Below are 20,466 nucleotides of genomic sequence, written 5' to 3'. Positions count from 1 at the left end.
TCAGTTCCTCGCGTGCCGGGCGCGTGGCGGCGCGACGGTCGCCTTCTGTGCCCCGAAGGGCCGGGCGAGCAGCACCGCGATGCCGGTGGTCAGCGGGACCGACAGAGCGAGGGCGATACCGCCGACCGCGGATCGGGTGATCTCGATGGCGACGGCGTCACCGGTGAGCACATCGGTGATGGACCGTCCGGCGACGCTGAACAGCAGCAGCAGCGGTAGCGCGCCACCGGCGTAGGCGAGCACGAGGGTGTAGACGGTGCTGGCGATGTGGTCGCGTCCCACGCGCATGGCGGCGGTGAAGATCTCGCGCCGCGACGCCCCTTCGTCGAGTGCGGCGAGTTCGAAGGCGGCCGAGGCCTGGGTGATGGTGACGTCGTTGAGCACGCCGAGCGAGCCGATGATGAACCCCGCGAGCAGCAGCCCCGTGATGCTGACGTGCTGGATGTAGGTGGCCACGTTGGTGTTCTGTTCTTCGGACAGCCCGGTGAGGTGGGTGACCTTCAACGTCAGCCACGACAATGCCGCCGCCACGAGCATCGATGCCAGCGTGCCGAGCAGAGCCGAACTGGTCCGCAGATTCAGTCCGTGCGCGAGGTAGAGCACCACGTAGAGGATCAGCGCTCCCGACACGAGCGCGACGGGGATCGCCGGTTTCCCGTCGAGCAGAGCGGGCAGCAGGAAGATCACCACGACGCCGAAGGCGAAACACAGCCCGACGAGCGCCCGGAACCCGCGCCACCGCGCGACGATGCAGATCACCGCGACGAACGCGATCACGATCAATGTCAGCGGCAACCCGCGGGAGTAGTCCTCGAATCCGTAGATGGTCCCGCCGCTCGGGTCGGCCGCCCGCACGATCCGGATCTCGTCGCCCACCCGCAGATCGGGTTGCCCCGGTCCCGGCGCGATTTCGAACAGGGTCTTCTTACCCTCGTCGGGCCCCGACCGGATGTCGATGATGCTGCGCTGACACGAGTACCCCACCTGCGGCTGCACCGGCTTGTCGGGAAACGCCTTCCCGTGCGAGGGACTCCCACACAGCCCGACATCCTGCATGACGACGGTCCCGGCCTCGGTCTGCACCGCCCCACCACTGACGGTCCCCATCGGCGCGGGAATATCGATCTCGGGCTTACTCGGCCACAACAGCGCGGTAGCAATCAACACCGCCACCCCGATAACCGCCAACAGCCCGACGACAACCTTGGCAGCGGTAGCCCCGATAGCGATGGGCCCCGAATGATCGTGGTGATGGTGGTGATGATGATCGCTCACCCGAGAGAGCTTAAGGGAATCCGTTTTCAAGAACGACTCACGCAGCCGAAGAACGCAGCCCCAGATCTCGCAAGAACATGGGTAATCACCGGGCCCGGGCTACCAGCACCAAGAACGCAAGTCTGGCCGCCAACGCAAAGAAACCCCGCACCTGAGTCCGGCCAAAATTCGCGGGGAGGCGGTACCGGGCGGCGGAGAGCAGGGGGTTGTCTCCGCCGCCCGTCAGGCAGGCGCCCAGGGGGGTAGGCGCTCGTACCTAGGGCTCTCGGTCGTCCAGGGGGGGTAGACGACCGGGCCGGGGCGCCGAAGCGCCGAAGCCCACTGTACACAAAAGTTGGACTTTTGCGCTAGTGCATCTTCAAAATCCCCAGATTTCCGAACCCTGGGTTGGTTTCAGCCGGTCTAACCCTATGCCGCCCCCGTCAAGGCCCCTGACACAGTGACACTCACTGTCGGTAACTGGACAAGAAGTTACCGAACCTTTCGATCGCCACCGCGAGGTCCCGCGCCCACGGCAGCGTCACGATCCGCAAATGGTCGGTGGCGGGCCAGTTGAAGCCCGTGCCCTGCACCATGAGGATCTTCTCTTGTAACAACAGATCGAGCACAAGCTTCCCGTCGTCGTGGATCTCGTGCACATTCGGATCCAGACGGGGGAAGGCATACAGCGCGCCGCGCGGCTTCACACACGACACGCCAGGGATCATGTTCAGCCGCTCCCACGCCACATCGCGCTGCTCGAGCAACCGCCCGCCGGGCAGGATCAGGTCCTCGATGCTCTGATGACCGCCCAGCGCTACCTGAATGGCGTGCTGAGCAGGTACATTCGGGCACAACCGGGACGAGGCGAGCAGGTCGATCCCCTCGAGGAACCCGGCCGCGTGATCCTTGGGTCCCGTGATCGCCAGCCACCCCGAGCGGTACCCGGCCACCCGGTAGGCCTTGGACAGGCCGTTGAACGTCAGGCACAGCAGGTCGGGAGCCAGCGAGGCCAGCGAGATGTGCTTGGCGTCGTCGTAGAGGATCTTGTCGTAGATCTCGTCGGCGAGCAGCAGCAGCCGGTGCTTGCGCGCCAGGTCGACGATCTGCTGCAGCACCTCCGCCGAGTACACCGCGCCCGTCGGGTTGTTCGGATTGATCACCAGCAGCGCCTTGGTGCGGTCGGTGATCTTCGATTCGATATCGGCGATATCGGGCTGCCAGCCGTTCTCCTCGTCGCACAGGTAGTGCACCGGGGTGCCGCCGGCGAGGCTGGTCATGGCCGTCCACAGCGGGTAGTCCGGCGCCGGGATCAGCACCTCGTCGCCGTTGTCGAGCAGCGCCTGCATGGTGACGGTGATCAGCTCCGACACGCCGTTGCCCAGGTAGACGTCGTCCACGTCGAGCTCGGGAAAGCCCGGCACCAGCTCGTAGCGGGTGACGATCGCGCGCCGCGCCGACAGGATGCCCTTGGACTCGGAGTACCCCTGCGCGTACGGCAGCGCCGCGATCATGTCGCGCATGATCACATCGGGCGCCTCGAACCCGAACGGGGCCGGGTTGCCGATGTTGAGCTTGAGGATGCGATGCCCCTCGGCCTCCAGGCGTGCTGCCTGCGCGTGTACCGGCCCACGGATCTCGTAGACCACGTCCTGCAGTTTCTTCGACTGCTCGAGGACGCGCGGGGCGACATGCGGATGCTGTGGACTCACCCACCCCATGTTAAAGATGGTTGCCGACCACATTCACAGGCGGGGTTTGCCCGCCTGAGCCGCCGTTTCCAGGCAGAACTCCTCGATGCGCTCGTCGAGCCCGCGCGCTTCGACCGCGTTGCGGTAGTTCGGGGCGGCGATCCGGCGGCGCAGACCGACCAGCCGTTCGCCCAGCTGAGCGATGCGCCGGTCCTCCGGCAGGCCGAGCACCGGGCGCAGCGCGTCGGCCGCGCCGTCGATACTTCCGTTGATGAGGTGCGCGGCCGCGTTGTCGACGCGCGCCAGCGACTCGGCACCGTAGGAACGCTGCAGCGGCGGTCCGCTCGAGTACAGCGCGATCGCGCGTTCGGTGGCCGCGAGCGCCGGTTCGGCGCGACCGAGCTGGATGCAGGTGGCGCCCGCGTAGTAGGCGGCCTTGGCTGTCGGGAAGCCGAAGACCCCGCCGATCTCGTCGTGCAGTTCCTCGCGCCGGTCCGGATCGACCGACTCGGCCGCGCGTAGGCATCGGTCGGTCTCGGAGTCGTTCCCCAGCCGCGCCCACACCCGCGCCTCGATATTGAGCAACCGCACGCGCGCCAATCCGCCCGGCGCGAATTCCTGTCCACCACGGGCTAATTGGACGGCGTTTCGTGGGCGATCCGACCAGTTCTCGATCAGCGCGTGCATACCGCGCGTCCACGCGCGTAACCCGTTGTGCCCGCTGAGTTCGGCGTAAGCCCAAGCGGCCCTGATCTGTTCGCCCGCGGCGTCGAGATAGCCGAGGTCGGTGCTCGCGTTGGCGAGCAACCCGGACAGGGTGCCCGCCAGTAAATACAGGTGCGAGGTGTCCACCGGTTTCTGCTGGCCGTCGAGCAGCCGGTACACCCGCCGCCGCACCCGCAGCATCTCCACCATCATGGGAGCCGGTGCGGCATAGACGTATTCCGTGGCGATCCGTCGCACGTCGGCATCGAGCTGGGCCAACGTTGTCGGTCCGACATTGGTGCTCTCCGCGGCGGCCGCGTGTTCGCTGGCCTCGTGCGCAGCCGCCATGATCAACTCCCTCTCCGACATCAACTCGGGCACAGCGCTTTTGCTTACCCCCGCGTCGACGAAGGCGAGCAGGTCGGTCTCGCCCGCCGGGGCGAGCAGCGCCGTGAACCTGGCGCGGACCACCTCGTCGGAGCGGGCCAGCGACGTATCGAGTGCCGCCTGGTTCACCGGCCGCGGCTTCACCCGCGACCCACCGGCTTCCCATTTCGACACCAGCCGTTCGTGCACGCCCAGATGAGCCGCGAACTCCCGGATGCTCATTCGTTTGGCATCGCGAAGAGCTCTGGCCTCTCTACCCGTCCACTCCCCGACCACGACGTCACCTCATCCGATGGACAACATCTTCCAGAGTACGAGCGCGACAGTGAGACACACCACAGGTTCGCCGAATCGGTTGTCTGAGGCAGCGAAAGGGCGGTGCGGGGCAGTGGTCACCGACCGCCGTGAGGGGTGATCCTGAAGGGGTGGAAGCCAGGACTGTCGATGACTGGGTGCGTTGCTACCAGCGCGAATTCGGGCTGCCCGTGCGCGAGCGTGGTGGCTTCGTGATGTTGCCGATCACCGATCGGCTGTGTGTGGTCCATCTGCCGACCGCACGCGCCGAGAAAGTGTTCGCGCGATTGCGTGAGCAACGGGCGGAAGGTCCCGTGCTCGCCCGTCAGATCCGCTGGAGCGTGCTGGCCACACCCGATGCCAGACCCACCGACGATCTCGCCGCCGAACTGTCGGGCCTCGATATCGACGTCCCCGGCATCGGCAGCGCCGTCATGCTTCCGACCAGCCTCGGCCGCTGGAGCCGCGAGGGCTGCCACTGGGTGCGTCCGCCGTGCCCTGGCGACGCTTTCCCGCCGCTCACGCAGGTGCTGCGGATCGCCCTGGAAGTCGGTCCTCAGCGCGTCTCGACCGCGTTGAGCGAATCGGGCGACAGGGGAAAATTCAGGTACGACCGCGACGGCGTCGGCCCCCGCTGGCCCTGATACTTCGACCCGGCCGCCGCACTCCCGTACGGATGCTCGGCCGGGCTCGTCAACCGGATCAGGCACAGCTGCCCGATCTTCATCCCCGGCCACAGGGTGATCGGCAGATTCGCCACATTCGACAGCTCGAGCGTGATGTGCCCACTGAATCCCGGGTCGATGAACCCCGCCGTCGAATGCGTGAGCAATCCGAGCCTGCCCAGACTCGACTTGCCCTCCAATCGCCCCGCCAGGTCGTCGGGCAAGGTGCACATCTCCAGCGTCGACCCCAGCACGAACTCCCCCGGATGCAGCACGAACGGCTCCCCCGGCTTCGGCTCGACCAGACTGGTCAGCTCGTCCTGCTGCTGGGCCGGATCGATATGGGTGTACCGGCTGTTGTCGAACACCCGGAACAGCCCGTCGAGCCGAACATCGATACTCGACGGCTGAACCATCGACTCGAGCATCGGCTCGACCCCGAGCCGCCCAGCGGCGATCTCGGCGCGAATGTCACGATCGGAGAGCAGCACCGGCCCAGTTTAAGCAGGTGACGCCCCCACCACCCGACCGAGCCCCCGAAGACTTGCATCCCCGCACGCCAGTTCTGATAGAGTCGCGATCGCACAACTGCCGATGTAGTTCAATGGTAGAACTCCTGCTTCCCAAGCAGGTAGCGCGGGTTCGATTCCCGTCATCGGCTCAAAGAGAAAGCCCCCAGGTGATCCGGGGGCTTTCGTCGTTTCTGTAGTTGTGAGAGCGGCACCACGCAGAGCCGCCGTGCCACACACGTGCCACTCACGCGCTGGAACGGCCCTCGCGATACTCCGTCGCCATCCGCGAAAGATCGTCGGCAATCCGGCGTTCGGCACTGTCGGTAGCCCGCTGGTAGATCAGCGCGGCCCGCATGTCGTCGTGCCCCATGCGCGCCATCAGGTCCTTGGTCGACATTCCCGACTTCGACGCCCAGAGGTTTCCGGCGTGGCGAAGGTCGTGGAAGTGAATACCCGGGACGCCGACCGACGCCGTGAGCATCCGCCATTTCACGATCTTGGTGAAGTTCGTCCGTCGCAGCGGGTTCCCCTTCACCCCGGTGAAGACGTAGGCATCCGGCCGGTTGTCGACGTAGAGCTCGAGGTGGGAAAGGATGTCGGCGCGGATGGCTTCGGGAACGGTCAGCGTCCGAACTCCCGCCCGCGACTTCGGTGCGGCCACCACCAGCCCCTTCCCCACGATTTCCAGCAGCGACTTTCCGATGCGAACGTTTTTGGCGCCCTCTGTGATGTCCGAGCGAGTCAGCGCGGCAGCCTCACCCCAGCGCAGCGACAGAAACGCCGTCATCAGGACCAGGACCCGATAGCGATCCGGAACAGCCTTGGACAGCGCGAACACCTGACCGACTGAGAGCACAGGGCGCTCTGCACTGGTCTCCTTGTCGGCACCCTTCACACGGAACGGATTGCGAGGAATGATCTTGTCCTCGTCCACCGCAGTGTTCAACGCAGCTCGAACGAGGCGATACGCCTTCGCCGTCGTAATCTCCGATACGCCCGCGTCGAGCCGTTCCGAACGCCATTGCCGAACCATCGGCGTCGTCAGCCTGCCGAGTTCCGTTCCACCCAGCGCGGTCGATTCGACGTGAGCGCGCAACAGCCACCGATACAGTTCGAGCGTCTTGGGTCGCAGGCCCGGACGCTGATCGATCCACCGCTTCACGTACTGACCGACAAGGATCTTGCTCCGCTCGGGATCAATCCAGTCGCCCTGAAGGATCGCCACCTCGGTAGTGGACAACCACTGCTCTGCCGCACGCTTGGTCGCAAATGTCCTTGGCGCAGGGCGCATTTGGCCGTCTGGTCCGCGATAGCGCGCCTGCCACCGACCCGACGGCAACTTGCGCACGCTCCCGAAGGCCCGCTTTCCACCCATCACGCCACCGCCTGATAGCTCGGCGCAACATCGACACGACCGGCCTGCGCGAACGCTTCCAGGTCCGACCGCTTGAACCGCACGTAGTTCCCAACCTTGTAGAACACCACCCGCCGCTCCGCCACGATGCGCCGAATGAACCGGACACCCGTGCCGAGATACTCGGCGGCCTGCTCGACCGTCAGATATTCCGAGCCGCTCTCGGTTGCCATTTTCCTCACCCTCCCTATGCTGCCGTCTGCTGGTTTGTTGAACGTTGTTGTGGCACAACGGTTTCACGTGAAACGCCTGGTGGTCCTTCGTCTATCGCGAGCCTGGCCGTTGTGTACTCGGCGCGTTCGTTGATCCGCCGCGTGACGAGGTTCATGACCAGGTGTGAGCGTGGGGGCGCGTCTTTGTCGCCAGGGTGTACCGGGGTGATCCGCAGGTGCGAGGTGTCCGGTTTGATGATGCCGACGCGGGCGAGTTCGGCGCGAACGTAGTCGAGGCGTTCGGCTTTGTGGTCCGGGATCGTTTTGCCCGACCACTTGCCGGAGTTGAGGCAGCGGCGGCCGGGCAGGCCGAGGGTTTCGCGGCGGTGTGCGTTGCCTTTGCACTTGCCCGGTTGGGTCTTCTCGCTGGCGCCCTTGGGGACGATGCCGTAGCGCAGCCAGACCCCGCAGCGGGGCGAGCACGGGGTGTCGCACAACTCCGCGTATAACCGGTCGTAGTGCACGGCGACGCGGGTCGAGTCCGGTTCGAGGACTTCGCTGATTGACTTGGTGAGGTACTTCGTCAGGTACCGAACCTTGGTGTCCATCTCTTCAGACCCGCCGAGGATCGGCACCGGCTTGGCCTGCCCACCGAACCGCATCGTGTGAGCTGGCTCGAGGTCATCGACGGTATCCATGACCGCCAGTGCGTCATCCCAGTAGGTCAGCGGTTTGTGGGTGCGGGGGTCGACGAAAGTGCCGGCGGAGTAGTCCCAGACCGGCATGTTCGCATCGGTGTAGACGGGGCGGTCGAAGTGCGGCCACCACACGTTGACGTAGGTAGCGGCGGTGACCTGGTAGAGCAGTTTCGTCGGGATGGAACCCCGGATCGCGATGTGCAGGTGCGGTGCCCCGCGTTTCTGAGGTTCGACCGAAGCCCAGTACTGGACGTTCCAGCCGACCGCACGCCGCAGGTTCTGAACCCACCTGTCGAACAGCTTGGCCAGGTGGATCGTGTCGCGAGCCTGCCGGGTGTAGTCGTAGGAGTCCGGGTCACGCGGGGAACCGTCCGAGACCATCTCACCGGTTTCCCGGTCACGGACACGGTTGATCGACCCGTACGACGGCAGGGTCAGCGTGAAGAACGTCGAGGGCCGGTACTTGCCCTCGGCGTACGCCTGCCCGATGGTGAGGTTCTTGTTCACCTTCTTACGCGGCAGGTCCGGCACGTCGTCACGGCGACGGGTCGATTTGGCTTTGCGGCGTGGCTTCTCATCGAGGGCGGGGAGTCGACCACGCACGCCGAGTTCGCGGAGCTCGGTGTCGAGGTCGGCCACCAGAGCCTTGATAGCTTCGGCGAGTTCATGATCCCCAGCGCGGCGAGCATCGTGGTAATCGTTGAACAGCAATGCGCGAGCGCCCAAGACGTCTTGCTGTGCTGGGGTGACGACGGTTTCGGGGTCGACCGGTTCGTGTTCGGCGCACCACCCCTCGCGCAACTGTGTCATGCGCAGGTACCGGTTCGCCTTGGCGCAGGCGGGGCAGACCGAGGCCACCGTCGACTTGCACGGCGCCCCGACGTACGACGTGCGGGAGGTAATGGGGTCGAAGGCGCGCATGGGGACGACCCGAGCGCACACGCCTTCTTTCTCGGCGGCAGCTTCGGCGATGTCGGTGATGTCGGGCATCGCGCGACGATCAGCCGCGGTTTCCCGGTTCGGCGCAAGACCGATGATCGGTGCGGTGGAACGGCCGAGAGAGGCCGTAGCGGTCGTGGTGGACATGGTGCGGCCTCCCTCGGTCGTAGTGGTGTGTGTGCTCATGCGGCTTCGGTGCCGGGAACGGTCTTGAATCCGGCGATGGATTCGATCGGAGCGAGGATCGGTTCGGCCAGGGCATCGGAGCGGCGGAAGGTGATCGCCAGTTGTCCGGGCCCGGAGAATCGGAGCCGTGCCTGTCGGGCACCGAACCCGTGGGCGAGGGCATCAGCCCGGCGTGCCCAGGAGTCGGGAGTGTGGCCGGGCAACATCCGGGCGTGCACCGTGTCGAGGGCGTCGCCGATGTGGACCGAGACCAGCCGCGGAACCAGCACCCGGTCCCCGTCACGGTTGACCAGGTCGCAGGCGGTGAGCAGGGTGGCCCAGCGGCGCCGGTACCGGAACCAGGCCAACCACCGGGAGCGGATGCGACTGGACAGCAAGCGCTCGAAGGTCTGCGGACTCCGCAGTCGCCACAGCACCATCCCCGCGACAGCTACCCCGGCCACCCCCAGCCCGGCAACCCACCCGAGCAGCACCCACGCCGCGACAACAGCGGCGATCGGGGCCGAGACCATTGGGAACAGCACCGCCCACCACAGCAACCACCCGACCCCGACAACAGCGGCGATCATGGCCCGCCCGAGCGCGTCGAGGATCACGTCGAAGTAGTCGACCTGCTCGGTGATGGTGATCTTCTGAGTACGGCTCATGGCGTCTTCTTCCGGTACAGATCGGTCACAGGGAACAGTTCGAGCTGGTGGGTGTTCTTCTTCGCTGCGGCGACTTCCTCGGCCGCTCTAGCCACAACCGGGTTCGGTTGTGGTCCTGCGGCTTTGGGCTTGCGAGTGGTCATGCCACGTCGTCCCATCCGCCCGTTTCGGCGTAGTCGTTCCAGGCTGGGACGGTGCCGGTTTCGGCGAGCACGGTTGCCGCCACGGTGGCCGGGTCGAGGCCGCGGGCTTCGGCACGGCAGCGGGCACGGGCGGCGAAGTCGGTCACGTCAGCGAGGCCGGTGTTGTGGTTCCTCATAGTCACTTCTCCTGTGCGAGTTCGGATTTGGTGATGCCGCAGTTGTTGCAGGCCGTTTGGGCGCCGGATACGGGCCAGATCTCCTGCTGCCAGCCCGGGGCCCAGCGGTGTCCTTTGGCGGCGCATTCCGCGGCTCCGGAGCAGGCATCGCAGGTGACGCGGTCGCCGTCGTAGGACCAGCCCGAAACCTTGACGTTGAGGAATCCGACGGCCTGGTGGGTGGTGTCGAAGCAGATCGATTCCCCATCGGCGTCGGTGAGGACATCTCCGCAGGTGTCGCAGTAGATGACGACGTGGGATTCGGTGACGAGTCCGCGTTTCATGCCGCACGCTCCATCGGGTTGTCGTCTTCGCCGGGGATGTAGTCCGGGTCGAAGGTGGTGGGGTCGAATTCGTCGCTGTCATCAGCGGTGGTGATGGTCGGGGTCGGGGCGTAGGCGTCGACAATCGCGTCGATCTGTTCGTCGGAGACCCAGAACGCCCGCACCCGCACGAACTCGGCGGTGCCGTCCTCCCCGACATAGCCCACACCCGGTGTGGTCTCAGGGATCTCATGGCACAAAGCGCCGCGATCTTTGGCGCCGTAGCCGTGGATCATCGCGGTTTGGGAAGGCTCATCCAGGCGCAGCCCGATCCGCACCGGGAACAGCTGCCGGAACGGCATCGTCTCCTTCGACGGGTCCTGCAACGCGGCGATCACCGAGACCCCGACCGCACGCCCCTGCGACAGCAGCAGACCGAGCAGGCGTTCGAACTCCTGGCGCTGTTCACGATTGGCATAGGCCGACAGGGCGGCAGCCTCATCGATCACGATCAGGATCAGCGGTGCGTCCGTGGTCGGGACGTGCTTGCGGATACCGGCCGAGCGCAGTTCCGCAGCCCGGTTCTGCATCACCTCGACTGCTTCGGCGAGCAGGGCGAGGATGCCGTCAGCGGTCCACTGGAACCGCACCCACATCCGGGAGCCGCGCCCGAATTCCATGCCGCCCTTCGGGTCTGCCATCCACACATCCACGAACCCGGCTTTGATCGCCGGACCGATACCCCGGATGATCGACCACAACACCGAGCCCTTGCCCGAACCGGTCGCACCAGCGAGCAGGATGTGGGCATACAGCACCCGCAGCAACCACAGTTGCCCGTCTTCACGAACCCCGGTCAGCACCGCTTCCAGATCGACCCCTGTCGAGGCCCTCACGTCCGGGACATCGACCGCGGCCGCGAGGGTGTCGAAGGTCCGCAGCTCCACCCGCACGAACGACGGACCCGATTGCTGGACGAAGACTTTGCCGACACCGAGGTAGTGTGCGAGAGCGTCGCGGGTTTGTTCGTTGGTCCAGTCGGTGAGCTTCTGCCCACCGATCATCTGCACGTCGAACACCGCCCCGGACGGGATCAGGTCGACCCCACCGACGACGTGGGGCCACCCGGTTTCCGAACCCAACCCGACCGCCAACCACATCAGCTTGAGGTGGCGCACATCGGTCAGCACCATGGCGGCGGTGCGCAATTCGGCCGGCACTCCCGCGAACAGGTCCACGTCACCCACCGGGCGGGTGGGGCTGTCGAGGTGTCGCCACCACAACATCAGCCCCGAGGCCAACACGGCCGCGAGCGGAACAATCGTCGAACCCATCACTTCACCCCCGACGAGGTCATGGGCAGCGACACCGGGCCGTCATCGCAGAACGCCACACACGCGGGAACTTCGGGGCCGGGCAGCGGCATCACGGCCGGGCCGTCGTCGCAGAACATCGAGCACCCCAGCACCAGCGGATTCACCGACGACACCACGTTCGGACCATCGCCGGACTCTTCACCGGCCAAGATCATCGGCACGACCACCGGGGTCGACAGCAGACCCAGCAGCACGACCGACACGAAAACCAAACGCGGCCCCATCACGCCACCGCCCGCAGAGTCGAGGCGTAGACGTCCAGCGCCGCAACCAGTTTGTCTGCGAGGTCGGCAGCGTCGAACGGGGTCAGGTACAGATCACCGCAGCCGAGGGAGGCGAGGATCTTGCCGAAGTCTTCGAGGTAGCGGACGTCGAAGTCACAGTCGTAGGTCGGCGACGTGACCGAGATGAACGAATAGTCAGACATGTCAGTTGCCCCCTGTAGGGATCGGGACCGCGACAGGCAGCAACGGCGCAGCCGAACGCGGAGAAGTGTGGAAGGTCGGCGCCGATGCAGGGACCGGGCCAGGAAGGGAGGGTTCGACCGTGGGCGCCGGATCAGGCGCGACGGCAGGTGTGTCGGGTGCCGACTCGGCCACAGCCGGAGCCGATTCCTGTTGTGCCGCACGGCGAAGCAGGACCAGGCCGTGTGTGTCGATGAGCAGGGCGAGGGGTGGGATCGCTGCCAGTAGGGCACCGCCCCAGCCGTGGCCGGTCAGGTAGGCGTGAATCGAGTTGCTCGACACCGACACCGCCGCCCCGCCGACAAGGATGCGGGAGAACCAGGACCGCTCAGCCGATTCCGGTGGCAGAGCGACCACGGCCATCGTGGCTTGGATAATGGTGCCGTCCACGATCACCGGGAACAACCACGCCAAACCCCGTGGTGTGCCGCCCATGATCGCGAGGTCTTGCAGCGCCGCGAACGACAACACGAACGCCGCGGCACCGATACCGATCAGAACCAGGACGGCGGACCAGCGCGCCCACCGCATACCCGAGGACTGCTGATCCGCCGTGCCCATCTCAGGCCGCCTCAGCCAGGGCCGCAGCCTGCTCCTTGGCCACGTGCTCGGACGCATCATGAACCATCAGCAGCTTCGGGAGTTCCTCGGCGAGCTGGCGAACGTGCTCGATATCGAGGAACACCGTCGAATGCGCGTCCCTGGTTTCCAGCCTCACCCAGACCTTGGCCGGGTGCACGAAATCGAAGGTGTCATCGACGCTGGCTGGGTGGTACTCGACAGCGACCGAGTCGAGCAGGATGGCCGACATACTCACGTGAGACATGGCGATCACGCGGCCTTACGTGCTGCAGGCTCGTTGACCTTCGCGCCCGAGTTGTCACCGACGATGCCCGTGGCCCGGATGTAGAACCCGATCGACTTGAACTCACCGTTGCCGACCACACGCGGCTTGAGCATCAGCCCTTCCAACTGGATCGGCCGGAAACCGGGCATCACCTCAGCCGCGACCGGCACCGGAACGACATCGGAGACGAACGTGATGTCCAAACCGGTATTCTTCGCACCCTTGCCCGCACCGGCCGGGTCCATGACCGTGGCCTTCCACAGCCGCATACGCGAGCCGTTGCCGTCGCGGTCCATGTCGATCTTCTGCCGCTTGGGCGCGTTGCGATCCGAGCTGAACTCCTCGTCCGGCTCGATGTCGCCCACCAGCATCAGCCCCTGCGGGAAGACGGCGGCGAAGTCGGTGGGAATCCACATGTCCTTGAGTGCCATTGAAATCAGCTCCTGTGTGTCAGTGGGGATAGACAGAAATATCGGATGCGCCATATTTGGCCTTGCCAAGCCCCTAGGTTCCCTAGGTAGCTTTCAGGTTAGCTTAGCTCCCTAGGGAGGTCAATAGCTACATGACTTGCCTAGGGAAGGGCCCTTATGCTGGGCGAATGGAGACAATCGACCCCGACGACCCGCGACCGGCATCGCAGCAAATCGCCAACATCCTGCGAGCCGCCATCCTCACCCGGAAGTTCGCGCCGGGCGAGCGGCTACCGTCTGGCCCCCAACTGGTCGAGCGATTCGGCGTCGCGAAGGCCACTGCCGAATCAGCCATTCGCACCCTTCGCGAGGAGGGTCTAGTTGTCAGCAGGCCCGGGAGCGGCACCTACGTTCGCGAACGGACGGAACGCCCCGTAGGCCTTCGCCCACACATCGAGCAGGCATTCGAGTCCACCAACGTCACCGTCGACTTCGCCGGATTCTCCGGGGAAACCCTTCATGGGGCTATCGCCGAACCACTCGACCGAATCCGCGAGGGACGGCTACGACCAGAAAGCCTCAGCATCCGACTGCTACTGCCGGACCCGTCGCAGCCTTGGTCACTCCCGGCCCGAGTGGACGACCTCCAGGACAGCCCTGCGTTCCGCAAGCGCGCAACCAAGATCATGGAGCGCCATAGCAGTGCAATCGTTGAGTCGGTCGAGGAGCTCGGTCGTCTCGGCCTGGTCCCCACCGCGACAGCTCAAATCAGGACTTACCCGGCTGTCCCGCTGTTCAAGCTGTACATACTCAACGGCGAACAGGCGTTCTCCGGCTACTACCCGGTGGTCGAGCACACGATCCCGCTCGACGGTGAGAACGTCGCGATGTGGGATCTCATGGGCAAAGACGCGACGCTGTTCCACCACGCCCGCGATGTCGACCCCGACTCGACGGGCAGCCAGTTCGTCGCACAGTCGCTGTTGTGGTTCGACAGCATTTGGAACTCGGTCGCACAGGACTACCGACCGTGACCGAACTCCGAGCCCTCATCGCTGCCCGGCCGTGCCTTCTGCTCGACTTCGACGGCCCGGTTTGTTCCGTGTTCGCTGGCCTGTCGAGCCGACGCGTTGCCGAACGACTCGGCGCCGCGATGGGTGTCCCTCTGCCCGCTCACCTCGGCGCCACATCCGATCCGTTCGACCTCCTCGACTACGCCGCCGAACTCTCAGACGCGGTAGCCGTTTCAACCGAGCAGGAACTAACCCGCCTCGAGGTCGAAGCCGTCGCAGTTGCAACGCCAACACCGCACGCCCACAACGTAATTCGCGACGGAGCAGCCAGGCACGGCGGTTCAGTCGCAATCGTCAGCAACAACTCCATTGCCGCGATCGACGCCTATCTCCGCCGTCACGGACTCCGTACACACGTCGCAGGCATCTACGCGCGCAGCTCAGCGGCTACCGCACTCAAGCCGAACCCGCACCTACTCCACGCCGCCCTGACCGGTCTACGAACCGAGGCCACGGCCGCCACATTTACCGGCGACTCAGCCACCGACCTACAGGCAGCCAACTCCGCAGCCGTCCCCGCGATCGCCTACGCGAACAAGCCCGGCAAGGTCGAGCGTTTCGCTCCCTACGCGCCAGCAGCGACGATCACCAGCATGTCCGCGCTACTCGACGCCGTTCACGGCCAAGTCGTCTCGCAGTAGCAACCGCAGCGCCCGTCACCACACGGAGTTGTTGCTGAATTTCGCTATATAGAGTCAAGGCGCCTGCGGCGGCGCATGCGCGCCGCCGCCGCGCTTCGACGCGCAACCAGGCTGGTAAGGCGCCGCCTGGGCGCGTCGGCGCGTCGGCGACGAGCACGCGCTTACGGCAGACGCCGGAGCTCCTGAATGCTCAATCCGCACGGACCCGGAAGCGTCAACGGGCACGAGGAACCAGCCCGGCAGAATTGCTGAACGACTTCACGAACCCGATTCGGCCTGGCATCTGCCCCGATCGACGGCCACCAGCACACCGACTCCTATACGGTGCTGCCGCACGAGCTTCGCTCGCTTGCCTCATAGACCCATCTGCCGGACTTGGGCACGGGGTCACCGAACCGTCACCAGCCCCGGCGAATGGTCGCCACCCTGCCCCGGGTCGGTTGTTCTGGTTCGGTCAGGTCGCAGCATGTCCAGTCGTTCCGCTCAGTTGGTCATGGCTCGCGTTGCGACGCACCCAGTTCCGCGGCGACGCTCACCATGTTTCCTCTCCGGTCGTGGCGGTCTGACTGATCCAAGGGCTATCACGACTACGGCGGGCATCAAGGGCGCCTACGGCGTCACTACGTGATTGCTTCGCAACCCTTGACACCCACCGCAGTCGTGATCGAGACGCCCTCAGCCAGACCACCCCGACCGGAGAGGAACCCCGATCATGATCATCACCACCGCCCCCACCTGCTGGGCCTGCACCACCGCACCCGCTACCACCGTCTTTCCCGAGCACGAGCCCGGCCCCTGGAAGCCCCTCTTCGCCTGCCAGCCCTGCCTCACCGACTACCTCGCCACCGAGACCGCCATGACCGAATACGCCTAGCCCGGGAGGGGGCTTCGGCCCCCTTTCTCACCTCCCGGCCGCCGTCAACGAGGCCGGTAGCGGGTCGCCAACGAAGCCGACCCCAGGCCAGGAACCCCGGCGCGGTGAATTGCTGAACGAAACCGCGGTGAGGTCGGTGGTATCGCGACCGGTGGCCGCGTGGCCCTGTTCTGGGTTGGCCTGCATTGTGATCCCGCGCCCCTCACACCTCAAGGGCGCATTAGCGTCAGCTTCGCTGATGGCTATCGCCACCCTTGACCTGTGAGCCTCTGCGCGTGAAAGGCAGGCCTTATCGGGCAGGCGCTGAGCCAGCCCAGTGTGTGCGACCCAACCCAGAGCAGCAGGGCCAACCGTGGTCCAGGCACGCAGAAGCCCGCCTAGGTGATCCCAAAGCCGGGCGTGTGTCGGCAAATTGGCCAGTGGAAGCACCGCATAAGGCCAACCGGTCGTCGATCATCACGAATCTGCCGGAGGAATACCCAGCCAGTCCACTTGCCCTGTGTTCCTACCTTGCGCGGGCTCTATGGTGAAAGTTTGGTTGCCGTCGGATCGCCCTTCAACGCTTACAACCTCTGCCGCTTCAATAACCGTTCGCTTCATTCCTAGGGCGATTTCAGTGTTTCCGACAGGCACTATCAGAGGTTCCGCGAGCGCGATAGCGAAAGGTGTTGTCGGTCTCGGCGTGTCAGCATATGCCACCAGCTCTGACCTGTTCCACGTAATCTCTATCGTTTCACCTTTCAGAAGTCGAGCGGCGCGCAGGACTTCTGAAATCCTCAGATCGTTTAGAGTTTGAAATTCGGGAATGACTATCTCGACGTCCGTGTGTTCTTGAATTACCATCAACGCCCGGGCGTACTTTAACATGAGCCCAAAGTATGCCATGTCAGCTTCAGGCATCATTTCCGCTCTAATTTCTTCGGGAGGCGCCTTCTTTGACCCCCTGGAAGCGCTGAGCTGAAACAGATTCCCCACCCGGAGTCCGGAGATGACTGACAGCGTCGGCTCGACCTCGTCGGGATGCTTACCCTCAACAGTGCCAAACCGGAAGCGAACGGTCATTTCCGGATTTGGCTTGAGTACAGTCAGGGTCTCTAGTTCAAGTACTCCACTCTTGTCGATTCCCCTATTCGACACCCCGTTGCCATCAGGGCTAATTAGTGGTGGGTACATCTTGACCTCAACCGACCCTATAACCTGCCGATCTGAAGACAGGATATCCAAGCGCCGTTCGAACGAACTCTCTTCGCGATCGGGCTCAAGTATACGAACTTGCCCATCTTCGCCTACTTGCCCCAGGCCGCCTGGAAGATCGATATCCATTCCTCGTGCGGTTATCGAACCGCGAGGAACTCGACCATATTTCATGAACTCTTGCAGTTCTCGCTCGTTGTCGCTGCCCGGCTCCGCAACCAGGGTCATCCGGGCTTGAATTGGCCTCTCGCGCAACGATTCGACACATCGGGCATGCACGTCGAATGTAACGTAGCTATCTCCCACCTGTCGAACAGCTCGGGCCGCTAATGAAGGTTTGGTCGAATCTTCATAATTCCATGTCGGTGGCGTGCCGGTAACAGAGAAATCATAATAGAAATGAGGATCACGCGTGTTGAGTGCTTCCCTGAGCTGGGTAAGCCCGTTGAGAGTGTCGGAGGGTGTGAGGTGTGTGTAGCCGCTCGGACTTATGGAAGTTCCCCCGGGCATCATCAGCCCAGATATAGCCGCAAACCTGGCGAGCTCATCTTGAAGTCGCGACCGCCCATTTTCGAAGTAGTAGTCGACAATATCTGGAAACTTTGCAGCCCATCCATCGATATGTGTCAGACCTCGCCATTCGCATGGAAACTCTGCGGATGCCTCTAACGCTTTCAGCCAGGTCAGATTCTCCTTTGTCGGATCGAGTGGCATTGTCAGATACCACTTATCGATTTCCCACCCTTGCTTTTTAGCGTAAGCGGCTATTCGCTTGTGCGACTTAATGGCTTGCGCCTTTTGTGTCGCAGTCAAATTGGACGCAAATCGCTTCACCTGATAAATCTCAAAATGGTTCGGTTCAGTTGGGACACAAACATCAATGCCACCATCGCCTCTCGATGGCCGTACACGAAACCCCCCAGGATAGAGTCGGCAGATAAACATGGAAACGGCTTCCTCGATATCGTCAGGGCTCGTTCGCGTCCACTCGATTCGGCTCATGTAGACATCATGCCGCCTCCGTCTTGGCGGCAACCGCGGTTTAGTCGATTAATCTGCGGGTCCACCGTCACCCGCCCAACCACCACCTACCTTGCGTCGGCGCTGGCGCTGGCAGAGGTCCGGTAGCGATTCTGTCCTGCCAGATTTGCTAGCACCGTGGTTACCGGACTTGATGGTCGAGGGCGGGGCGCTGTGGCGCGGAGATCCGTCGTGCCACATGCGTGCCATGAGCCAGGGTCAGCAGGGGTAAACCGAGGTGCCCATCGCACAACAGCAAACGCAGGTCAGACCGCCCTGCCCGTTCAATCTCCTACTTCCCAAGCAGGTAGCGCGGGTTCGATTCCCGTCATCGGCTCTCCCGCCTCCCCACGAACTCAGGCCAGCCCTGAACGCGGGGAGGCTTTTTGTGCGGCCGGTGGTTATAGGGACTGTCGATGCGCGAGGGCTGCGAGCAGTCCGGGGAAGACGACCCACACGGTGATCAGGATCAACCAGAACACCGGTGGTAGCGCGACCGGGCCGGGGTCGGGGTGCTCGTAGGTCGGAAGCCGGAAAGTTCCGGTGGACCAAATGAGCCAGAGTGCGAAATCGATGAAGTACAACGAGCAGCCGGCGACGATCGCCCGCCGCCACCCGCTCGCAGCACCGACGATCAATGCCACACCCGCGAGGCCCACAACGACCAGCTTGGTGACGAGGAGGTTGTGGCTGCCCGCCGAGACCTCCTGTCCGGTGCACCTTCCACCATCAACAAGAACGAGTAGACCAACACCAGTACCGCAGCGACGCAGGCCCCGAGTCCGGCAAGAACGCGAGCCCAGCCGCTCGATGAGAACATGACGGCAGGATAGACAACCAGACTGCGCCATCTATGCCACTTACTCGTCCAGCCGGCTCCCGCTGAGTACTCAGGCCTCCGCGCGGAGCGCTGCCCGCCTGGTTCCGGCTCATCCCGCGGCTGGTCCGCCGGCCGACCGGCGCGGTAGCAGCAGGGCCGGGATCAACGCGAGCGTGATCATAACGGGAGCGATCAGGTAGGTGTGCTGGAACGCTTCGGCCAGGGCGGGAGCGATGTCGGCGCGCCGGGCCGGCTCCATGCCGTGCAGCGCTTGCAGCCCGCCGGTCACCGGGAGCATAGCGCCCAGGGTCACCGACGACACCGCGGTGCCGACCGCGAGGGCGGTGGTGCTGATCATGTTCAGCACCGTCGATCCCGCAGGCTGATCCTCCCGGCTCAGCGATCGGGTCGCGGTCGTGATGACCGGCATCATCGTGCCGCCACCACCGGCGCCCATGAGCAGCATGCTCGCGCCGAGTGCCCAGTACGACGCGTCCGCGTCCAGCTGGACGATGAACAGCACGAACCCGGTGAGCGCCACCGTGATCGAGACCGGCAGGTAGCGACCGGGCGGAATCCGGTCGATCAGCCGGCCCGCCACCTGCACGGTGAGACCGGAAGCCATCGCGAACGGGATGCCCAGTGCGCCTGCCACCAGAGCGGATTCACCCCGGACCACTTGAAAATACAAGGGCAGCAGAAGCATCGAACCGAAGTAGCCGGCGGCGAACAAAGCGAGCAGCACGGCGGAGGTACCGCTGATCCGGTTGCCGAGCACCCGCAGATTCAGCAGCGGATGCGCGGTGGTCAAGGACCGGCGCACGAAGCCGGCGATGAGCCCGGCCCCTACCAGCAGCGGGACGAGCACGCCGGGCGTGGCGAATCCGACCTGCTCACCTGCTGCGGTAACCCCGTAGATCACCAGGGCCAGGCCGGGCGACATCAACAGGAGCCCGGGTAGGTCGAGTGCGTGCCGCGGTTCCGGCAGATCGGCGGGCACGATCCGCGCGGCCAGGACCAGCACCAACACCCCCATCGGCAGATTGATGAAGAACATCCACCGCCACGACACCTCGTCGATCAGGTAGCCGCCGATCACGGGCCCGAGCAGGGGGCCGACCAGAATGGCCAGACCAAGGGTGCTCATCAGCCGCCCGAGCCCGTCCGGCCCGGCCGCGCGCAGCAGGATCGTCATCGCGACCGGCATGAGCAGCCCGCCACTCGCTCCCTGTACGACCCGGAAAGCGATGAGCGACTCCATGTTCCAGGCCAGCCCGGCCAGCACGGAGCCGATCGCGAACGCGGCGACCGCGGTCAGGTACAGCCGTTTGGCTCCGAACCGGCCGACCAGCCAGGCCGAGGCAGGCACCACGGCGCCGAGCGCGAGCGAGTAACCGGTCGCCACCCACTGGATGGTGTTCAGTCCCGCGTCGAATTCCGCGGACAGCGTGTTGATCGAGACATTGACGATGGTCTGGTCCAGCGTCGCCATGATCGTGCCGAGTACAAGCACGAGGGCGATCGTCATCGGATTGCGGGCGGCGACGGGCGACGCGGCAGTCTTCGCGGTAGTGGTCACGAC

General features: G+C 64.7%; 24 protein-coding genes, 1 tRNA gene and 1 pseudogene. 6 read left to right on the top strand and 20 right to left on the bottom strand.

The window, feature by feature from the left end; translation table 11 throughout:
- From AB0I35_RS02490 to AB0I35_RS02480, 3 genes are all read right to left on the bottom strand, one after another.
- The gene (locus AB0I35_RS02490; RefSeq protein WP_357393651.1) at positions 1-1,275 is read right to left on the bottom strand and encodes a YibE/F family protein; all 1,275 of its coding nucleotides are present in this window, start codon (positions 1,273-1,275) and stop codon (positions 1-3) included.
- A 446-nt stretch (positions 1,276-1,721) separates the two neighbouring features.
- A complete protein-coding gene (locus tag AB0I35_RS02485; RefSeq protein WP_067643759.1) occupies positions 1,722-2,975 on the bottom strand; it encodes a pyridoxal phosphate-dependent aminotransferase in 1,254 nt (417 codons plus the stop codon).
- Between the two features lie 24 nt (positions 2,976-2,999).
- Entirely contained in the window at positions 3,000-4,313 is a 1,314-nt protein-coding gene (locus tag AB0I35_RS02480; RefSeq protein ID WP_357393649.1) for a helix-turn-helix domain-containing protein, read from the bottom strand.
- Positions 4,314-4,462: 149 nt separating this feature from the next.
- On the opposite strand from AB0I35_RS02480, the gene AB0I35_RS02475 reads away from it, so the two are divergent.
- Positions 4,463-4,975 carry a hypothetical protein gene (locus AB0I35_RS02475; RefSeq protein ID WP_357393647.1) on the top strand — a complete coding sequence of 171 codons (513 nt, stop codon included), beginning with the start codon at positions 4,463-4,465 and terminating at the stop codon, positions 4,973-4,975.
- On the opposite strand, the gene dcd is transcribed toward AB0I35_RS02475, so the two are convergent.
- Entirely contained in the window at positions 4,888-5,487 is a 600-nt protein-coding gene (gene dcd, locus AB0I35_RS02470; protein ID WP_067497111.1) for a dCTP deaminase, read from the bottom strand. The genes AB0I35_RS02475 and dcd overlap by 88 nt on opposite strands.
- Positions 5,488-5,586: 99 nt before the next feature.
- On the opposite strand from dcd, the gene AB0I35_RS02465 reads away from it, so the two are divergent.
- A tRNA-Gly gene (locus tag AB0I35_RS02465) sits at positions 5,587-5,657 on the top strand.
- Between the two features lie 95 nt (positions 5,658-5,752).
- Here AB0I35_RS02465 and AB0I35_RS02460 read toward each other — a convergent pair.
- From AB0I35_RS02460 to AB0I35_RS02400, 13 genes are all read right to left on the bottom strand, one after another.
- The gene (locus AB0I35_RS02460) at positions 5,753-6,733 is read right to left on the bottom strand and encodes a tyrosine-type recombinase/integrase (RefSeq protein ID WP_357393645.1); all 981 of its coding nucleotides are present in this window, start codon (positions 6,731-6,733) and stop codon (positions 5,753-5,755) included.
- Between the two features lie 149 nt (positions 6,734-6,882).
- Positions 6,883-7,095 (bottom strand): helix-turn-helix domain-containing protein, encoded by a 213-nt coding sequence (locus AB0I35_RS02455; protein WP_357393643.1) that lies wholly within the window; start codon positions 7,093-7,095, stop codon positions 6,883-6,885.
- A gap of 14 nt (positions 7,096-7,109) precedes the next feature.
- Positions 7,110-8,858: a replication initiator gene (locus AB0I35_RS02450; protein ID WP_357393641.1), complete on the bottom strand. Its 1,749-nt coding sequence runs from the start codon at positions 8,856-8,858 to the stop codon at positions 7,110-7,112.
- A gap of 35 nt (positions 8,859-8,893) precedes the next feature.
- Positions 8,894-9,544, bottom strand: a complete 651-nt coding sequence (locus AB0I35_RS02445) for a hypothetical protein (RefSeq protein ID WP_357393639.1) — start codon at positions 9,542-9,544, stop codon at positions 8,894-8,896.
- Positions 9,541-9,687 carry a hypothetical protein gene (locus AB0I35_RS02440; RefSeq protein WP_357393637.1) on the bottom strand — a complete coding sequence of 49 codons (147 nt, stop codon included), beginning with the start codon at positions 9,685-9,687 and terminating at the stop codon, positions 9,541-9,543. The genes AB0I35_RS02445 and AB0I35_RS02440 overlap by 4 nt, the downstream gene beginning before the upstream one ends.
- Positions 9,684-9,863: a hypothetical protein gene (locus AB0I35_RS02435; protein ID WP_357393635.1), complete on the bottom strand. Its 180-nt coding sequence runs from the start codon at positions 9,861-9,863 to the stop codon at positions 9,684-9,686. Before AB0I35_RS02435 ends, AB0I35_RS02440 begins: the two co-directional genes overlap by 4 nt.
- Positions 9,864-9,865: 2 nt before the next feature.
- A complete protein-coding gene (locus AB0I35_RS02430) occupies positions 9,866-10,186 on the bottom strand; it encodes a hypothetical protein (protein WP_357393634.1) in 321 nt (106 codons plus the stop codon).
- The gene (locus AB0I35_RS02425) at positions 10,183-11,499 is read right to left on the bottom strand and encodes an FtsK/SpoIIIE domain-containing protein (protein ID WP_357393632.1); all 1,317 of its coding nucleotides are present in this window, start codon (positions 11,497-11,499) and stop codon (positions 10,183-10,185) included. Before AB0I35_RS02425 ends, AB0I35_RS02430 begins: the two co-directional genes overlap by 4 nt.
- Positions 11,499-11,765 carry a hypothetical protein gene (locus AB0I35_RS02420; protein WP_357393630.1) on the bottom strand — a complete coding sequence of 89 codons (267 nt, stop codon included), beginning with the start codon at positions 11,763-11,765 and terminating at the stop codon, positions 11,499-11,501. The genes AB0I35_RS02425 and AB0I35_RS02420 overlap by 1 nt, the downstream gene beginning before the upstream one ends.
- Positions 11,765-11,968, bottom strand: a complete 204-nt coding sequence (locus tag AB0I35_RS02415; protein WP_357393628.1) for a hypothetical protein — start codon at positions 11,966-11,968, stop codon at positions 11,765-11,767. The genes AB0I35_RS02420 and AB0I35_RS02415 overlap by 1 nt, the downstream gene beginning before the upstream one ends.
- Position 11,969: 1 nt before the next feature.
- Positions 11,970-12,566 (bottom strand): DUF2637 domain-containing protein, encoded by a 597-nt coding sequence (locus AB0I35_RS02410; RefSeq protein WP_357393626.1) that lies wholly within the window; start codon positions 12,564-12,566, stop codon positions 11,970-11,972.
- Position 12,567: 1 nt separating this feature from the next.
- Positions 12,568-12,831, bottom strand: a complete 264-nt coding sequence (locus AB0I35_RS02405) for a hypothetical protein (protein ID WP_357393624.1) — start codon at positions 12,829-12,831, stop codon at positions 12,568-12,570.
- 5 nt (positions 12,832-12,836) lie between these two features.
- Positions 12,837-13,283 carry a hypothetical protein gene (locus AB0I35_RS02400; RefSeq protein WP_357393622.1) on the bottom strand — a complete coding sequence of 149 codons (447 nt, stop codon included), beginning with the start codon at positions 13,281-13,283 and terminating at the stop codon, positions 12,837-12,839.
- A gap of 131 nt (positions 13,284-13,414) precedes the next feature.
- On the opposite strand from AB0I35_RS02400, the pseudogene AB0I35_RS02395 reads away from it, so the two are divergent.
- From AB0I35_RS02395 to AB0I35_RS02380, 4 genes and pseudogenes are all read left to right on the top strand, one after another.
- Positions 13,415-13,663 (top strand): annotated as a pseudogene (locus AB0I35_RS02395) (winged helix-turn-helix domain-containing protein); the annotation flags it as partial.
- Between the two features lie 234 nt (positions 13,664-13,897).
- Positions 13,898-14,296 (top strand): hypothetical protein, encoded by a 399-nt coding sequence (locus tag AB0I35_RS02390; protein ID WP_357394186.1) that lies wholly within the window; start codon positions 13,898-13,900, stop codon positions 14,294-14,296.
- On the top strand, positions 14,293-14,976 hold the full coding sequence (locus AB0I35_RS02385) for an HAD hydrolase-like protein (protein ID WP_357393620.1): 684 nt from the start codon (positions 14,293-14,295) through the stop codon (positions 14,974-14,976). The genes AB0I35_RS02390 and AB0I35_RS02385 overlap by 4 nt, the downstream gene beginning before the upstream one ends.
- 712 nt (positions 14,977-15,688) lie before the next feature.
- Positions 15,689-15,850, top strand: a complete 162-nt coding sequence (locus tag AB0I35_RS02380; protein ID WP_357393618.1) for a hypothetical protein — start codon at positions 15,689-15,691, stop codon at positions 15,848-15,850.
- A gap of 456 nt (positions 15,851-16,306) precedes the next feature.
- Here the strand turns inward: AB0I35_RS02380 and AB0I35_RS02375 are convergent, their stop codons facing one another.
- The 3 genes from AB0I35_RS02375 to AB0I35_RS02365 all read right to left on the bottom strand — a co-directional run bounded on the left by AB0I35_RS02375 (position 16,307) and on the right by AB0I35_RS02365 (position 20,463).
- Positions 16,307-18,046, bottom strand: coding sequence for a hypothetical protein (locus AB0I35_RS02375; protein WP_357393616.1), 1,740 nt, complete (start codon positions 18,044-18,046; stop codon positions 16,307-16,309).
- Between the two features lie 419 nt (positions 18,047-18,465).
- Entirely contained in the window at positions 18,466-18,915 is a 450-nt protein-coding gene (locus AB0I35_RS02370; protein WP_357393614.1) for a hypothetical protein, read from the bottom strand.
- 78 nt (positions 18,916-18,993) lie between these two features.
- Positions 18,994-20,463: a DHA2 family efflux MFS transporter permease subunit gene (locus tag AB0I35_RS02365; RefSeq protein ID WP_357393612.1), complete on the bottom strand. Its 1,470-nt coding sequence runs from the start codon at positions 20,461-20,463 to the stop codon at positions 18,994-18,996.
- Positions 20,464-20,466: the final 3 nt, after the last annotated feature.

Source organism: Nocardia sp. NPDC050378, from assembly GCF_040655675.1.
GTDB classification, from domain to species: domain Bacteria; phylum Actinomycetota; class Actinomycetes; order Mycobacteriales; family Mycobacteriaceae; genus Nocardia; species Nocardia coubleae.
Note: the sequence above shows the minus strand (reverse complement) of the source record. Positions and strands in the feature narration are given on the sequence as shown.

Coding starts and splice junctions, on each gene's coding strand:
- AB0I35_RS02485 (WP_067643759.1), bottom strand. CDS start 2,975: ATGGGGTGGGTGAGTCCACAGCATCCGCATGTCGCCCCGCGCGTCCTC.
- AB0I35_RS02455 (WP_357393643.1), bottom strand. CDS start 7,095: ATGGCAACCGAGAGCGGCTCGGAATATCTGACGGTCGAGCAGGCCGCC.
- AB0I35_RS02450 (WP_357393641.1), bottom strand. CDS start 8,858: ATGTCCACCACGACCGCTACGGCCTCTCTCGGCCGTTCCACCGCACCG.
- AB0I35_RS02445 (WP_357393639.1), bottom strand. CDS start 9,544: ATGAGCCGTACTCAGAAGATCACCATCACCGAGCAGGTCGACTACTTC.
- AB0I35_RS02440 (WP_357393637.1), bottom strand. CDS start 9,687: ATGACCACTCGCAAGCCCAAAGCCGCAGGACCACAACCGAACCCGGTT.
- AB0I35_RS02435 (WP_357393635.1), bottom strand. CDS start 9,863: ATGAGGAACCACAACACCGGCCTCGCTGACGTGACCGACTTCGCCGCC.
- AB0I35_RS02430 (WP_357393634.1), bottom strand. CDS start 10,186: ATGAAACGCGGACTCGTCACCGAATCCCACGTCGTCATCTACTGCGAC.
- AB0I35_RS02425 (WP_357393632.1), bottom strand. CDS start 11,499: ATGGGTTCGACGATTGTTCCGCTCGCGGCCGTGTTGGCCTCGGGGCTG.
- AB0I35_RS02420 (WP_357393630.1), bottom strand. CDS start 11,765: ATGGGGCCGCGTTTGGTTTTCGTGTCGGTCGTGCTGCTGGGTCTGCTG.
- AB0I35_RS02415 (WP_357393628.1), bottom strand. CDS start 11,968: ATGTCTGACTATTCGTTCATCTCGGTCACGTCGCCGACCTACGACTGT.
- AB0I35_RS02410 (WP_357393626.1), bottom strand. CDS start 12,566: ATGGGCACGGCGGATCAGCAGTCCTCGGGTATGCGGTGGGCGCGCTGG.
- AB0I35_RS02405 (WP_357393624.1), bottom strand. CDS start 12,831: ATGTCTCACGTGAGTATGTCGGCCATCCTGCTCGACTCGGTCGCTGTC.
- AB0I35_RS02400 (WP_357393622.1), bottom strand. CDS start 13,283: ATGGCACTCAAGGACATGTGGATTCCCACCGACTTCGCCGCCGTCTTC.
- AB0I35_RS02380 (WP_357393618.1), top strand. CDS start 15,689: ATGATCATCACCACCGCCCCCACCTGCTGGGCCTGCACCACCGCACCC.
- AB0I35_RS02375 (WP_357393616.1), bottom strand. CDS start 18,046: ATGAGCCGAATCGAGTGGACGCGAACGAGCCCTGACGATATCGAGGAA.
- AB0I35_RS02370 (WP_357393614.1), bottom strand. CDS start 18,915: ATGGCGCAGTCTGGTTGTCTATCCTGCCGTCATGTTCTCATCGAGCGG.